Genomic DNA, 15,214 nt, shown 5'->3' on the forward strand with positions numbered 1-15,214 from the left:
GATAGGCGAAATCCAATCACTTCTTGCCGAAAAGACCACCCAACAGGGATTTCTTTTCCGTTCCCTGCTCATTGGCGGGGGCGCCCTTGGCACCGTCTTTCGCCGGTTCCGGCTTGGACACGACATCCATCAGGGTCGACTTCAGAACGCGGACTTCGACATCGTCTGCGATCTTGACCTGCAATTCATTGTCATCAACGACCTTGACGACCGAACCCAGAATGCCGCCGCCCAGCACAACCTTATCACCGCGACGTGCCGCCGACAGCTTGGCCTGATGCTCTTTCTGGCGCTTCTGTTGCGGGCGAATAAGCAGGAAATAGAAAATTACGAAAATCAGGATCAGCGGCAAAAACATGCCCAACCCGCCTTCTCCCCCAAGTGCACCAGCCGCGTCCTGCGCGAAAGCCGTTGAAATCAGCATGTGTCTACTCCCAGTTTGGTTTGTGCCCGTTTGGTTTTGTGAAAGATGGGGAGGCGTGCCGCATTCCGCCATCTGTAAAGTCGCGGGGGACTATACGGACACGCAAGGAAAGTGCAATGCCATGTGTTAAGGGGCACTTTGGGTCGATTGACCACCCCGAACCGGGGCGATAGGGTTTGCGCCCTATCCAATCCATCCAGCATCCAGGAACACTGTTTATGGTCGAGTCTGATACGCATTTACAAACAACCCTATTGCGCATCGCCGATGCGCTGGACAGACTGGCCCCGCCGCCGCCGACCAAGTTTGAATTAGGGGCCGCAGAAGCCTTCATCTGGCACCCGGAAACAGACCAATTGGAAGCGGTTCCAAAGGTCAACCGTGTTGATATAAGGTTGCTGCAAGGCATTGATTTACAATGCAATCAATTGCTGGAAAACACCCGCCGATTCGCCAATGGCCTGCCTGCAAATAATGCCTTGCTGTGGGGGGCGCGGGGGGCTGGTAAGAGCTCTCTGGTGAAGGCATCTCATGCAGCGGTCAATGCAGAACTGGCGCAGTCGGGTGAGAGAAAGCCAGTCTGCCTGATTGAATTGCACCGGGAGGATATTCCCACCCTGCCCCGGCTTCTGACCCTGCTGCGACCATTGGACCGGCGCTTCATCCTGTTCTGCGACGATCTGTCCTTTGATGGCCAGGACGCAGCCTATAAATCGCTGAAAGCGGTACTGGAAGGGGGAATCGAAGGCCGGCCGGAAAATGTCCTGTTCTATGCGACATCCAACCGTCGCCATCTGATGCCCCGTGACATGATTGAAAATGAACGCTCCACAGCGGTCAATCCATCCGAAGCGGTGGAAGAAAAGGTCTCCCTGTCCGACCGGTTCGGCTTATGGCTGGGCTTCCATTCCTGCGATCAGAATACCTATTTCGAAATGATCCGGGGCTATGTGCAGGCCTATGACCTGCCGATCGAAGAGGATGCCTGGCGCCCCATGGCCGTTGAATGGACCGTAACCCGTGGTGCCAGATCCGGTCGCGTCGCCTGGCAATTTATTCAGGATCTGGCCGGAAAACTGGGCAAACCTCTTTAGATAGACAGACGTTACCCGCACCCTTCGCGCCTTCTCTGCGGTTTATCTGCAAAAACCCTCGTCACCCCGGACATCGATCCGGGGTGACGATGTATTAGACATTTACACCCGCACCCTGAGGAGCGCAGCGTCTCGAAGGGTGGTCTGTCTGTAAGCACCGCCCTTACAGCGCATCCTTCGAGACGGCGCTGTCGCGCCTCCTCAGGATGAGAATGGTGCTTAAGGTCAGAAGTGGAATGCCATAGCCCACCAGCCCCTCAGCGCCCTTTGCGCCTCCTCCGCGCTCTCTGCGGTAACTCTTCAAAGAAGCCAGAGCCACATGCCCGAACCTGCGCCACCCGCCCTGGATCCCGGATCAAGTCCGGGATGACGATGTATTAGACATTTACACCCTCACCCTGAGGAGCGCAGCGTCTCGAAGGGTGATCTGTCTGTAAGCACCGCCCTTACAGCGCATCCTTCGAGACGGCGCTGTCGCGCCTCCTCAGGATGAGAATGGTGCTTAAGGCCAGAAGTGGAATGCCATAGCCCACAAACCCCTCAGCGCTCTCTGCGCCTCCTCCGCGCTCTCTGCGGTAACTCTTCAAAGAAGCCAGAGCCACATGCCCAAATCTGCGCCACCCGCCCTGGATCCCGGATCAAGTCCGGGATGACGATACCGAGGGAGCGCGCGCCCTGAGAGCGTTTCTTCCTTCACGCTTGCCCAGATTGCCATAATTCCCTTACCATTGTTCCAGAGCATAGGGGGGATGGCATGCCAAAAGCGGAGGCAAAGGTTATTCAGTTGAAAGATGTAAGACCCGCCACCATCCGGGGGGGCGCAAGACCATCACGGGTGCAATTGGCTTATCTTTTGCGGGGCGTGGACCAACCGGGCGGAAAACTGCCGCTGTTTGATGAGGACGGTCAGCGCATCAGCGACCGAACCGTGCGCAGTTGTATCGAACAGGGCTGGGCCGAACCCTGGTTCAACAATCCGCTGAAACCGGACTGGTTGGTCTGTAAGCTAACCGATCTGGGCCGGGCACAGATCGACGCTGAGAAAACCCGCAGCGCCTCATGAAGGAGCAATCGGGCACCATTTCTTCCCTTTTGCGTGCGGGGTTAGGACTGATCGTCCTTGGCGGTGGATCCATGCTGGGGGGATTGGCGTTGCAGGCGCTACTAGGCGTGCCGGGCGGCGATGCGCCGGGTAAATCCCCCTCTCCCAGCGCTGCCATAGAAGGGATCGCACCGGAAGCCCTGATCGACCGGTCAGAAACTGAATCTGAAAACAAGGCGGTAACCGCCCAGGAGTATATGATGGTTGCCGCCCATCCGGTCGCCGCCCAGATCGGGGCTGCCATTCTGGATGAAGGTGGATCAGCGGTGGATGCAATCATCGCTTCCCAGATTGCGCTAAACCTTGTGGAACCGCAAAGCTCTGGCATCGGCGGTGGTGGCTTTCTGCTGGTCTGGGACGCCAAAACGGGGGGCCTGACATCCTATGACGGCCGGGAAACCGCCCCGGCAAATGGCAGTGGTGACTATGTGCTGCAACAGGATGGCGCGTTCCGACCCTTTATGGAAGCTGTGACCGGTGGGGCCTCGGTCGGGGTTCCCGGCATTTTGCGCATGCTGGAACTGGCCCATCAGGATCATGGAACACTGCCCTGGGCCCCATTATTCACCCCCACCATTCAATTGGCGGAAAAAGGGTTTCCAATCAGCCCACGCCTGAATGGCTTGCTGCAGGATGCGCCATATCTGAAAGACATGGAACCGGCAGGGTCTTATTTTTATGATACCGCGACGGGAAAGCCCCATCCCATTGGCACAATTTTGCGCAATCCGGATCTGGCCCGGTCCCTGCGGGCCATTGCAACCGGTGGCGCCGATGCGTTTTATACGGGCCCCCTGGCGGAAGACATCGTTACAGCGGTTCAAACTGCCCCCCGTAATCCTGGGGCCCTGTCTCTCACCGATCTTGCCAATTACACGGCAAAGCGCCGCGACAATCTGTGCCTGAGTTACCGCGTTTATCAGGTTTGTGGCATGGCACCGCCGTCCTCCGGTGGGTCAACAGTGCTGCAAATCCTTGGGCTGATGGAACAAAGCGAGCGCGACATCCGAGAGACAGATCCGCTTTCTGCCGATGGCATTCAGATATTTGGGGAGGCGATGCGCCTGGCCTTTGCGGATCGGAACCGATTTCTGGCGGATACTGATTTCGTTTCCGTGCCCTTGAAGGAGATGCTGTCACCCGCCTATCTGGTGCGGCGCGCACGGACGATGGATTTCAGCCATGCGCCAAAAGTGCCCAGAGAGGCGGGTAATCCGACCAATGATCACGCCTTCCTGCCCAATGTTCTGGATGACAGCCCGGAACTCCCCTCTACATCGCATCTTGTGGCGGTGGACCGCACCGGAAGTGTTGCGACCATGACGACCTCCATCGAAACGGGATTTGGCTCACGCGTCATGGTGGGCGGCTTTCTGCTGAACAATCAATTGACCGATTTCGCCTGGAGTGACGTTGAGAACGGCCTGCCGATTGCCAATCGCTATGAACCAAACAAGCGCCCGCGCAGTTCCATGGCCCCAACACTGGTCTTTGGTCCAGATGGCCAGCCACGTCTGGCACTGGGCTCGCCCGGCGGCAGCCGGATCATCGGCTATGTCGCAAAAACCGTGATGGCGGTGCTGGATTGGGATATGAGCTTACAGCGCGCAATTGAAACGACCCATTTCCTGAACCGCAATGGCGCAATGGAGATCGAGGAAAACCCCAATCTGGATGGCATCGCCGCCACGCTGACCGCGCGGGGCTATGACGTCCAACGCCGCGCGATGGCAAGCGGCCTGCACGGGGTCGAATTTATCGGTGGTCAGTATATCGGTGGCGTCGATCCAAGGCGCGAAGGGCTGGCCGTCGGTGAAGGAAACCTATCGTCAGACCTGGATCAGGTTTTCGACAGGCTGATCCCCCAACACTAATACTGATCCGACCGAAATCCTTTCAGGGCGGCCTTCGCCCTATTGATCGAGTCCCCATTTGGAAAGCCTATCCGGATATCGACCCTGAAATAGCCATCTATGGCACATTCCTGTTCCGACAGACCGTGACGAAGGCCCGCCGCGATCTCCTCCACCATTTCCGACTCTGAGAAAGCGCGCCGATAGCGCACCTTTTCCACCAAAGTCTCCAGGCGATAGTCATGATGTGCCAGGGCTTGTTCAATGGCCGTAACGGACACTCTGGGTCTGGGGCACAACAACAGCCACGGCTTGTTCTTGCCCGCACAAATGGTCAGCAGGGCATCCATTGCACCGGCAATGTGATCCCCGATCGCCCCGCTTTCATAGATCATATCCGCCCGCAACACGGCATCGCGTAAACCGGATGGAATTTCATCGGTCAAAACATTGCACGCATACGCCCCGTCCAAAGCCCCGATTGATTGGGCATAGTGCAGAGCGACATCGGCAATATCGACGCCACCGATCCAGTGATTCGGGATGTTCTCTTTTCGATGTGCCAAAAATGTTGCCACATCCCCGGCGCTTGGCGCATCCGCCTGATAAATCCGATACAGATCGGCCATCGTGGATCCCGTGCGCAGACAGGCACCGACTGCGCCATAGCCACAGGCGAAATCAATCAGACGCGGCACATCGCTCGTCCCCCGGCGATCCGCCAGAACGGGCAGCAGGCGCGCAAGGATCGCTGCCAGAACCCCTGGCATACGATAATCCCCGGTCGCCACACCGCGGAAGTAGGGGCGCGGATCTGATAGATTGTACAGACTGTCAAATTGAGTCCAGTGGGTGGGCGCGTCGACCATTTCGCATCTCCAAGAATGAGACACCATCATGACGGATCATGCCTGCGCTTGTCACCCCGAACAAACCGCATTCGGCTTGGTCCGATCCCACAGACACGGAGCAAAAATGTTTGTGGGATCGGTGTATCGTCCAAGCGGCGGCCAGTGCCTCCCGGTCAACGCGGCTGGTTGTGACGGAGTCCTGTGACCAAAATAGGGCGACCAGATGAAGGTCTTATGAAGGGATTGAGGCGCGGGAAACTGGCAAGCTGCACCCCACTACGAAAAAGGGGCTAGCGGTGATATGCCGCTAACCCCTTGGTCTCACTGGTCGGGACGGCAGGATTTGAACCTACGACCCCTACACCCCCAGTATAGTGCGCTACCAGACTGCGCTACGCCCCGTTAGTGTGAGACGGGTTCATATAGAACCTGTGGCCCTGCCTTGCAATTCCCTATTCACGGTCTTTTGCATGATTTGGTGAGACGGCATCGTCAACAGCCAGTAAATCACGGGCCTGGGCCAGTTCCTCGCGCAGGCTGTGCAGCGCCGCGACATCAATCTTTGACGGGGTTGAGGCGATTTCGGGTTCCGGCGCGGGCACCGTTGCCCCCTCGTCACCCCAATCCAGCACCGTCTTAACCCCATTATCGCGCAGCAGTTTCTGCACACCGCGGATGGTATAGCCTTCTTCATGCAGCAACCGACGGATCACCTGCAGCAGGCGCACATCTTCGGGGCGATAATAGCGACGCCCGCCCGCGCGCTTCATCGGCTTGATATGGGTGAATTTTGTTTCCCAGAATCTCAGGACATGTTGCTGAATATCCAACAGATCAGCCACTTCCGTAATAGTCCGGAAGGCGTCTGCGGACTTTTCCGCCCGACTGAGATCTGAAATATCACTCATACTAATTGCCAAGTCCGACCGTGAGGCAAAACGAATGGCCCTTTGCGACGAATGGGTATGGGGACAACATCCAACCCGGATTCAATCGATCACTGATTGATTTTGTCCTTAAGGACATGGCTGGGCCGAAACACAAGAACGCGGCGCGGCAGAATCGGTACTTCCTCTCCCGTCTTGGGATTACGCCCGATACGCTCGCCTTTTTGACGCACGGAAAAGCTACCAAAGGAAGAGATTTTCACTGATTCTCCAGTAACCAGTGCATCCGCCATCTCCCCCAAAATGGCTTCCACCAAAGCGGCCGATTCGATTCGCGACAGGCCAACTTCCTGATATACCGCTTCGGCCAGCTCCGCGCGGGTAACGGTTTTTCCCGCCATAGCCCAAACTCCCCCAAGGTTTTCAAACGATTACGATGGATCAGAGTATCCCCGTCTGATTATCGCGTCAACAAACCAAGTTACAGAATCTGATTTCAGGGTCACATCACCAACGAAGCAATGCCGCCCCAAAGGTGAATCCCCCCCCCATCGCGGTCAAACCGATCAGATCACCTGGCTTAAACAACTGTCGTTCCATGGCCTGATTCATAGCCAGGGGAATCGTCGCTGCAGACGTATTGGCATGCTCTTCAAGGGAGACAATCACCTTCTCATCTGAAAGATCAAGACGTTCCCCTACTTTATTGATAATACGTATATTTGCTTGGTGCGGGACCAGCCAATCCAGATCAGATGTGGTCAATCCTTCCGCCTTTAGCAGCCCCAGCACCAGCGAGGACATATGCTCCACTGCATGCTTGAACACCTCTTTTCCCTGCATGCGGACATAACCTGCTGTGCCGGTTGTGGCCGGTCCACCATCCACATATAGGCTGTCATAAAATCGCCCGTCCGCACCCAGTTTTGTGGAAATGATACCGCGATCACGCTCCACCCCATTCGTGGTTTCCGCCCGCAGCACCACGGCACCGGCACCGTCGCCAAACAAAACACAGGTTCCCCGGTCTTCCCAATCCAGGATGCGGCTGTAAATCTCTGCCCCAATAACCAGCGCACAGGTCGCCTGGCCCAGCCGTATCATGTTATCCGCCTGGGTCAGGGCATAAACAAAACCGGTGCAGACAGCCTGAATATCAAACGCGGCGCCGGATCGAATGCCCAATTTCGCCTGAACGCGGGTTGCCGTTGCTGGGAATGTATTGTCGGGCGTGGTCGTCGCCAGGATCACCAGATCCACATCTTCCGCCGTAACGCCAGCATTCTGCATTGCCCGCCTGGCCGCCACACAGGCCAAGTCCGACGTCAGCTCACCCGGTGCTGCAATGTGGCGCCGGGCAATCCCAGTGCGCTGTTTTATCCATTCATCCGTCGTATCGATCGTCTTGGACAGATCATCGTTTGAAAGGACCTTGCTGGGCAAATAGGCCCCGACACCCCGTATTACGCTTCTAGTCTTCACGATGCTTTGACTTCGGCTTCGACTTCAACACTCACCGGAACCTCCGCCCCTTCCTGATTAAGGGTTTCAAAATCGGCCTTCATCTTATCGATGAAACCATGCGCGCACATATCCGCCGCCACACCAATCGCATTGGCAAAGCCAATCTCGTCCGTGCCACCGTGGCTTTTTACCGTGATTCCATTCAGGCCTAGCAAGACCGCGCCGTTGTAACGACGCGGATCGACCCGATAGCGCAATTTGCCCATCGCGCGTTTGGCGATCAGATATCCGATTTTGGCCAGGGTGCTGGATTGAAATGCTTCCCGAAGGAAGGCACTGATCAGACGGGATGTGCCTTCCGCTGTTTTCAGGGCGACATTCCCAGTAAACCCGTCTGTCACGACAACATCCACAGTGCCGCCTGCAATGTCGTCCCCTTCAACGAACCCAGCAAAATGCATGGGCAGGGCGCTAGCGCGCAACAGGGCTGCGGCCTGGCGAATTTCATCGCGACCTTTCAGGTCTTCCGTCCCGATATTCAACAGACCCACGCTGGGTTTGGAAATTCCCATAACAGTGCGGGCAAAGACCTCCCCCATCACGGCGAATTGTACAAGATGCTGGGCGCTGCATTCCACATTCGCGCCCAAATCCAGCATACAGGTCTCCCCCTTCTGGGTCGGGAAGAAAGAACAGATCGCAGGGCGGCTGACGCCCTTGAGAGTGCGAAGCCCAAACATCGCCAGCGCCATCAGGGCGCCGGTATTGCCCGCAGATACACAGCAATCAGCCTCCCCCGCCTGAACGGCATCAATGGCTTTGCGCATGCTTGAATCTTTGAGATGCCGCAGCGCATAGCTGGGCTTGTCCGTGCTGGCCACAACCTGTTCGGTGTGGCGAATTTCGACATAATCTTTCAGCAGGGCTTCTTTTTCGACAAGCGGTGCAAGAATGGCCTGATTGCCAAAAATCAGAAACCGCGCGTCGCCCAGGCGCTCCCGTGCAAGCGCGGCGCCGCGCACCACGATATCAGGAGCGCCATCGCCCCCCATTCCATCCAATGCGATCACCAGAGGCTTCGCCACGGGCAGTGTCCCCTTAACGCGGATAACCCGACCTTAGTACCTTTGAACACGCCGCGCCTGCGGAGCATCTAGTCGAGTATATTATTCTATACCCTGCATCGGAACACCTCCCCGGGTGTCCGACAACCCCCTGCCAGATAAATTTGCTATCTGACATTCAACATTGCCCAACAAATACAGCGTTAAACACGTCACGTGTTTAATGAACTCAGTGTCCGGCAACACCAATCGGGCCCGCAAGGGCCCGATTCTGTTTACTCTGATACCAACTGGTCACTCGACCCCTTAAAAGGATCCCAAGTGCCGTTAGTTTAGAATCCGCTTTTCGGCTCTACAACCTGGCGACCACGATACATGCCGGTCTTCAGGTCAACATGGTGCGGACGCACCATTTCGCCGGTGGTCTGATCTTCACGATAAGACGGATTGCCCAGCGCATCGTGCGACCGACGCATGCCACGGCGGGATTTGGTGATCTTGCTCTTTGGAACTGCCATTTGTTTGACCTTCGTAAGCTTGAGGTGTCTTGCAAAACGGCGGCCTACATAGCCCTTTTGTAAGGCTACGGCAACCCGGTTTGCGTCTATTCGTCATCCTTGCTGGTAGAATTTGATAATCCAGCCAGCGCGGCGAATGGATTTTTAGGTTCTGTGCGATCCAATAGCGCCTTACGCCCCTCGGGTAAAGCATCCAGTACCTGGTCCAGGTTAACGCCATCCTGGCGGGGATACGGATCCAGCGCCAATGCCAGTTGCTGGGCGACGGCTTCTCCCACATCAATCTTACCCTCCAGAATGACATCGGGCGGATCTGCGTCTTCCAGGGTCAGTTCAACATTTTCCTCCACCATCGATGCGGGGGCAAATTCCAGGCTGAAGGGAACCCTCATGGATTGTTTAAGGGGCGCTTGCGTGACGACACAGTTTTGCTGGACCACAGCCAGGATTGTGCCCTTCACCTGCACCATAGGCCCGCCGGCCAGCAGCGTCAGGCGACACTCAGCAGACAGGCTGTCCACCCTCAGAATATCAAAACGCCGCGCCAGGGCCTCACGCTGTGTCGCATCCGCCTTCAATTGCATCTGCAGGCCCTTGGAGGGGATTTCATCGACCTCTATCACAGTGCTGAATTCTGGCGCGTCCTGATCTAACTCTTTCGTCATGACTATGCCGGCTCCTCAACATCGGTACTCAATCGAACAGGAGGCAAGGCAGCAAAAACAGGATCCGGGGACGTGAATGTCACACGGCCGACCAGAATATTCTTCTCTGTCTGGGTAAACAGATGCGCCGATTGTTTGTCGAAATACTCACCCATTGCGGAAAGCCGCGCCGAATCGATATCCTGTCCTTGAAACACGCCCCATTTCAGCACCGTTTCCAGGTCGTCGGCCCCGTCCGAACCATTGATCGCACCCCAATAGGCGTCAAAACGCCCAAAGAACAATTGCGCAAGCTTCTTGACCTTTTTGCCAATCGACATGTCCCCCACGCCCATCTCTCTGAGGGAGCGATCAAAGTCGGCGACAATTTCATCAGACAAGGCACCGCCGATAACATCCCAGTCAGGACGACCCGTCATGCGGCGGAACAACAGGAAGGTGTGCAAGGCAATACTCTCCACACGCCCTTCCAATGTGTCTGGAATACCGGCCTTGGCATATAATACAGGCTGGCGCGCGGCGGTCACGATCTGCTCGTACAGCACCAGTGCGATTTTCTGCTCGCGCGTTAATCTGGTTCGAAAGAAGCTTCTAAACATATCAAACACGGTGACCAACCCCGGGTATCGTTCAGACGCATCCTTGCGCCCCTTGCCATATCTTCAGCCGGGACTTAGCGTTCCCCGGCCCATTCGGCAAGATGGCTTGAAAAAAAGCCCGGCGCGGCCCACACTAAAACAGTTGGTAAAACCCTGATAAAGAGCAAGGTTGCGTTGATGAAATTTGCCGCCTCGACCCAAAAAGCCCTGCGGCGCAGCCTGAAAACCGGCGCGTCTGTGAGTATTCTGTTGCTGGCCCTGACTGCGTGCGACCCGAAAGTCGCCCTGCGCGGAAATGCCCCGCTGGAAAGCCGGTTGGAACAGATATCCGTCGGACAATCGACCAAGCGCGATGTGGTCGCGGCCATTGGAACCCCCTCAACCATTGGCACGTTTGACGATAATGTCTGGTATTATATGAGCCAGCGTCGGGAAACCTGGGCTTTCTATCCAACGGAAGTCACCGAAAATCAGGTTCTGGCCTTTCATTTTGACGAAGGTGGTACGCTGCAGACCATCGATACCTATGACAAGGATGCGCTGACAGAGGTTAACCTGGAAGAGAAAGAGACCCCGACATCCGGTCGCACCATGTCAATTATGGAACAGTTGTTTGGTAACCTTGGGAAATTCGGGACCTAACCGACCGGTTCACAAGTCACTTTAAACAAAAAACCCCGGAGCCTGCGCCCCGGGGTTTTTCATGGTCTAGACCCGACAGATGTCAGATCAATGGGCCAAGGCCGCCAACAGCAGCAACGCCACAATATTGGTGATCTTGATCATTGGGTTCACAGCAGGACCAGCGGTATCCTTATAGGGATCCCCAACCGTGTCACCGGTCACAGCAGCCTTGTGAGCTTCCGAGCCTTTGCCACCATGATTGCCGTCTTCGATATACTTCTTCGCATTATCCCAGGCACCACCGCCGGCGGTCATGGAAATTGCAACGAAGACACCGGTCACGATCACACCCAACAACATCGCGCCAACAGCGGCGAAGGCATTGCCCTGGGTCGAAACCGCATTGATGACGAAATAGAGCACGATCGGGCTCAATACCGGCAGCAAGGACGGTACAATCATTTCACCGATTGCGCGTTTGGTCAGCATGTCGACACAGCGGCCATATTGTGGCTTGCCCGTGCCTTCCATGATGCCAGGGATTTCCTTGAACTGACGACGCACTTCAACCACAACTGCGGCCCCTGCCCGTCCAACAGCCGTCATACCCATTGCGGCAAACAGATACGGCAGCAGGCCACCGATCAACAAGCCAACAACGACATACGGGTTAGACAGCGAGAAATCGACATTGGTGGCAGAGAAGTACCGGGTCAGATCCGCCGTATAAGCCGAAAACAGAACCAGTGCGCCCAAACCGGCAGAACCAATCGCATAACCCTTGGTTACAGCCTTTGTCGTGTTCCCAACAGCATCCAGGGCATCCGTGGTTTTGCGAACGCTGTCATCCAGCTCCGCCATTTCCGCGATACCACCGGCATTATCAGTCACGGGACCATAAGCATCCAGAGCCACAACCATACCGGCCAAGGCCAGCATCGTGGTCACAGCGATGGCGATCCCGAACAGGCCTGCAATCTGGAATGTCACGATGATCGCAACACAGATTAGAATTGCTGGAATGGCGGTTGCTTCCATCGAAATCGCCAAACCCTGGATCACATTCGTGCCATGGCCGGTTTCCGATGCTTTCGCGATGGACCGCACCGGGCGATATTCTGTTGAAGTATAATATTCTGTCACCCAGACGATCAGACCGGTCAGAACCAGACCGACAATCCCGCACAGGAACAGATCCATACCGCTGAAAGTGACGCTGTTCACGGTCATTTGCAGATCCATGCCAATCACATGATCGGTCACGAAATACAGGGCCACCGCAGACAATACAGCCGATGCAATCAAGCCCTTATACAAGGCCCCCATGATGTTGGTTCCGCCGCCCAAGCGCACGAAATACGTGCCGATGATTGAGGCGACCAGGCAAACCGCACAGATCATCATCGGATACATCAGGAACTGGCTCATCTCCAGACCGGTGATGCCGTAAATCAGGGCCAGTACCATGGTGGCCCCAACCGTCACGACATAGGTTTCGAACAAGTCAGCCGCCATGCCCGCACAGTCGCCGACATTATCGCCAACGTTATCGGCAATAACAGCCGGGTTGCGGGGATCATCTTCCGGAATGCCGGCTTCGACCTTGCCAACCAAGTCAGCGCCGACATCGGCCCCCTTGGTGAAAATGCCGCCGCCGAGACGGGCGAAGATGGAAATCAGTGACGCACCAAAGGCCAGACCGACCAGGCCTGCAATGATGTTCTTGGCCTGATTGGCATCGTTCACATCATACTGACCAATCAGCACAAAATAGTAGCCAGCGATCGCCAACAGCGCCAAACCGGCAACCAGCATACCGGTCACAGCGCCGGATTTGAAGGAAACCGAAAGACCCGCGGCCAGGCTTTCGCGAGAGGCTTCAGTCGTGCGAACATTGGCGCGCACGGAGATGACCATCCCGATGTAACCAGCAGCGCCCGATAAAACGGCACCGATGACAAAGCCAATGGCGCTGGTCCAGCTCAACGCCAACCCCAGAATAATGGCAACCACAACACCGACCAATGAAATGGTCATATACTGACGGTTCAGATAGGCCGTAGCACCTTCTTGAATGGCTGCGGCGATTTCCTGCATGCGTTCATTGCCCGCACTCAGGCTCAGGATGCTTTTGGACGTGACGGCACCATACAGCACTGCCAAAATTCCGCATCCAATGATAATATATTCGTATTCCATTGGCGTTTCGTTTCCCTTCTTGGCATCCCCACCCTGATTGCTCTTTGTGCTGATGCGTTGGGAGGCCCCTGCACCGACATGGCATGTTTTTTTTAAAGCGGGGATTCTTTGTTAGATCAGTTGCAACCGCTATTGCTTCAGAATGAGTATCATCCCGAAAACCAGCGCAAAGTTAGGCGAACAGTCCCATTCTGTAAACCGATTCGACGGATCGAAGAAAATCTGCATTAAAACCTGTTTTTCATTGATCCGGGGCTTGGCATGTCGCCTTCCTGTGGCGCAATAAGGATGGCATGAACAGTTTCGACCACTATCACCAGAAGGGGTGGTGCCTCTTCCCAACCGATCCTGTGCTGCGGCACTGGTTGGACGCCACCCTGCCCGCTGTCTGGACCAGCATCGCCGCCCCGGAAAATGCCCACTGGCTGCGCTATGGCGGAACCTGGTTTGCCGGGGTGAATGTGCTGTCCAACGATGCGACTGGGGCCGTATCCGGCGGACCAGCCCTATCTGGAACCGCTGTTGACTTCATCCATGATCGCCTTAATTACAAAGACTTACCGTGGGATCGGGCGCAGGTATCGGTTTGCCATCCCGGATATCCGCAGCCAATGGCGGGAGAGACGGACGCAATGCATGCCTTTCGCCGGGATCGCGATGCCGCCCATATCGATGGATTGTTAAAAGAAGGACCCCAGCGGCGGCGGTATCTGAGGGAATATCACGGGTTTCTATTGGGTATTCCAGCGACCGACTACTCGACAGGGGCATCCCCCTTCGTGATCTGGGAGGGATCTCACAGGATTATTCAGGCCTGGTTACAGGAAACCTTTGCCGGGATCGCGCCAACGAAATGGCGGAATCTTGATATTACAGAGTCCTATCAGGCCGTGCGGCGAAAGGTATTTAAGAACTGCGCGCGCATTACACTGGCACCGCAACCGGGACAGTCATTCGTAATGCATCGGCACTGCCTGCATGGCATGGCCAAATGGCAAGCAGATGCCAGTGCCGGGCCGCAGGGTCGTGTCATCCTGTATTTCCGCCCCCCGGTCACAGACCTGACAGGATGGCTAAACAATGCGTAAGGAGAGTGTATCCCTATGATGACATCCTTTCCCGACAGATCGGAAGCCGTCGTGATCGGCGCATCTGGTGGAATTGGCGCGGCTGTGACGGCTCTGCTGGCCGCTGATCCGCATTTCGAGACCGTGCATGCCTTTGCACGCCGGGAACTGGTCGCAACGGCTGATGGCGTTCGGGTTGGACAGATCGATATCGCGGATGAAGCCTCGATCAAGGCCGCCGCCACCAGGGTCACTGCGCCACGTCTGGTATTTGTGGCAACCGGCATCCTGCATCAGCAAGATCACGGGGATCAGAAACTTGGGCCAGAAAAATCATGGCGCAATCTGGACCCCGACTGGCTGGATCAGGTCATGCGCGTCAATGCGACCGGTCCAGCGCTGGTTGCGAAACACTTCCTGCCAAAGCTGCCAAAGGAAGAAAAAGCAGTCTTTGCCGCCCTATCGGCACGGGTCGGAAGCATTTCGGACAATGCGCTGGGCGGTTGGTATGGCTATCGTGCGTCCAAGGCTGCATTGAACATGCTGTTGAAAACGCTGTCGATTGAACTGGCGCGCAGCCACAAGGATGCCATTGTCCTGGGTCTGCATCCTGGCACCGTCGCGACGAATCTGTCAGCCCCGTTTCAAAAGGGCGTCCCGGAAGGCAAGCTGTTCAGCGCCACTTATGCTGCGGAACGCCTGCTAAGCGTCATCAATGACGCAACCGCCCCCCAGACAGGCAGCCTGATCGCCTGGGATGGAAAAACCATCCTGTTCTGAAGCGACGCGCGATAATCTGGACC

The 15,214-nt window shown here is 56.1% G+C and carries 16 protein-coding genes and 1 tRNA gene; 6 read left to right on the forward strand and 11 right to left on the reverse strand.

Annotation, left to right across the window (positions count from 1 at the left end; all coding sequences use genetic code 11):
* Positions 1–16: 16 nt before the first annotated feature.
* Positions 17–424: a preprotein translocase subunit YajC gene (gene yajC, locus ACOSDM_RS09180; protein ID WP_420724212.1), complete on the reverse strand. Its 408-nt coding sequence runs from the start codon at positions 422–424 to the stop codon at positions 17–19.
* 218 nt (positions 425–642) lie between these two features.
* Here yajC and ACOSDM_RS09185 point away from each other — a divergent pair, with 218 nt between their 5' ends.
* From ACOSDM_RS09185 to ggt, 3 genes are all read left to right on the forward strand, one after another.
* Positions 643–1,518 (forward strand): ATP-binding protein, encoded by an 876-nt coding sequence (locus tag ACOSDM_RS09185; protein WP_420724213.1) that lies wholly within the window; start codon positions 643–645, stop codon positions 1,516–1,518.
* A 754-nt stretch (positions 1,519–2,272) separates the two neighbouring features.
* On the forward strand, positions 2,273–2,581 hold the full coding sequence (locus ACOSDM_RS09190; protein ID WP_420724214.1) for a hypothetical protein: 309 nt from the start codon (positions 2,273–2,275) through the stop codon (positions 2,579–2,581).
* A complete protein-coding gene (ggt, locus tag ACOSDM_RS09195) occupies positions 2,578–4,494 on the forward strand; it encodes a gamma-glutamyltransferase (protein ID WP_420724215.1) in 1,917 nt (638 codons plus the stop codon). The genes ACOSDM_RS09190 and ggt overlap by 4 nt, the downstream gene beginning before the upstream one ends.
* On the opposite strand, the gene ACOSDM_RS09200 is transcribed toward ggt, so the two are convergent.
* The 9 genes from ACOSDM_RS09200 to ACOSDM_RS09240 all read right to left on the reverse strand — a co-directional run bounded on the left by ACOSDM_RS09200 (position 4,491) and on the right by ACOSDM_RS09240 (position 10,521).
* Positions 4,491–5,342, reverse strand: a complete 852-nt coding sequence (locus tag ACOSDM_RS09200; protein ID WP_420724216.1) for a hypothetical protein — start codon at positions 5,340–5,342, stop codon at positions 4,491–4,493. The two genes, ggt and ACOSDM_RS09200, sit on opposite strands and share 4 nt — an antisense overlap.
* A 307-nt stretch (positions 5,343–5,649) precedes the next feature.
* Positions 5,650–5,726, reverse strand: a tRNA-Pro gene (locus ACOSDM_RS09205).
* 50 nt (positions 5,727–5,776) lie between these two features.
* On the reverse strand, positions 5,777–6,232 hold the full coding sequence (locus tag ACOSDM_RS09210) for a MerR family transcriptional regulator (RefSeq protein WP_420724217.1): 456 nt from the start codon (positions 6,230–6,232) through the stop codon (positions 5,777–5,779).
* 89 nt (positions 6,233–6,321) lie between these two features.
* Positions 6,322–6,612 (reverse strand): integration host factor subunit alpha, encoded by a 291-nt coding sequence (locus ACOSDM_RS09215; protein WP_420724218.1) that lies wholly within the window; start codon positions 6,610–6,612, stop codon positions 6,322–6,324.
* A gap of 106 nt (positions 6,613–6,718) precedes the next feature.
* Positions 6,719–7,693, reverse strand: coding sequence for a beta-ketoacyl-ACP synthase III (locus ACOSDM_RS09220; RefSeq protein ID WP_420724219.1), 975 nt, complete (start codon positions 7,691–7,693; stop codon positions 6,719–6,721).
* Positions 7,690–8,760, reverse strand: coding sequence for a phosphate acyltransferase PlsX (gene plsX, locus ACOSDM_RS09225; RefSeq protein WP_420724220.1), 1,071 nt, complete (start codon positions 8,758–8,760; stop codon positions 7,690–7,692). Before plsX ends, ACOSDM_RS09220 begins: the two co-directional genes overlap by 4 nt.
* A gap of 311 nt (positions 8,761–9,071) precedes the next feature.
* On the reverse strand, positions 9,072–9,257 hold the full coding sequence (rpmF, locus tag ACOSDM_RS09230) for a 50S ribosomal protein L32 (RefSeq protein WP_420724221.1): 186 nt from the start codon (positions 9,255–9,257) through the stop codon (positions 9,072–9,074).
* 86 nt (positions 9,258–9,343) lie between these two features.
* Positions 9,344–9,922, reverse strand: coding sequence for a YceD family protein (locus ACOSDM_RS09235; protein ID WP_420724222.1), 579 nt, complete (start codon positions 9,920–9,922; stop codon positions 9,344–9,346).
* Positions 9,923–9,924: 2 nt separating this feature from the next.
* The gene (locus tag ACOSDM_RS09240; RefSeq protein ID WP_420724600.1) at positions 9,925–10,521 is read right to left on the reverse strand and encodes a ubiquinol-cytochrome C chaperone family protein; all 597 of its coding nucleotides are present in this window, start codon (positions 10,519–10,521) and stop codon (positions 9,925–9,927) included.
* 177 nt (positions 10,522–10,698) lie between these two features.
* On the opposite strand from ACOSDM_RS09240, the gene ACOSDM_RS09245 reads away from it, so the two are divergent.
* Positions 10,699–11,163, forward strand: a complete 465-nt coding sequence (locus ACOSDM_RS09245) for an outer membrane protein assembly factor BamE (RefSeq protein WP_420724223.1) — start codon at positions 10,699–10,701, stop codon at positions 11,161–11,163.
* A gap of 87 nt (positions 11,164–11,250) precedes the next feature.
* Here the strand turns inward: ACOSDM_RS09245 and ACOSDM_RS09250 are convergent, their stop codons facing one another.
* Positions 11,251–13,344: a sodium-translocating pyrophosphatase gene (locus ACOSDM_RS09250; protein WP_420724224.1), complete on the reverse strand. Its 2,094-nt coding sequence runs from the start codon at positions 13,342–13,344 to the stop codon at positions 11,251–11,253.
* Between the two features lie 293 nt (positions 13,345–13,637).
* On the opposite strand from ACOSDM_RS09250, the gene ACOSDM_RS09255 reads away from it, so the two are divergent.
* A complete protein-coding gene (locus tag ACOSDM_RS09255) occupies positions 13,638–14,432 on the forward strand; it encodes a hypothetical protein (protein WP_420724225.1) in 795 nt (264 codons plus the stop codon).
* A 15-nt stretch (positions 14,433–14,447) separates the two neighbouring features.
* Entirely contained in the window at positions 14,448–15,191 is a 744-nt protein-coding gene (locus ACOSDM_RS09260; protein WP_420724226.1) for an SDR family NAD(P)-dependent oxidoreductase, read from the forward strand.
* Positions 15,192–15,214 lie beyond the last annotated feature (23 nt).

Origin of the sequence: Hwanghaeella sp. LZ110, from assembly GCF_048892525.1 — a bacterium.
Lineage (GTDB): Bacteria > Pseudomonadota > Alphaproteobacteria > UBA8366 > Aestuariispiraceae > Pacificispira.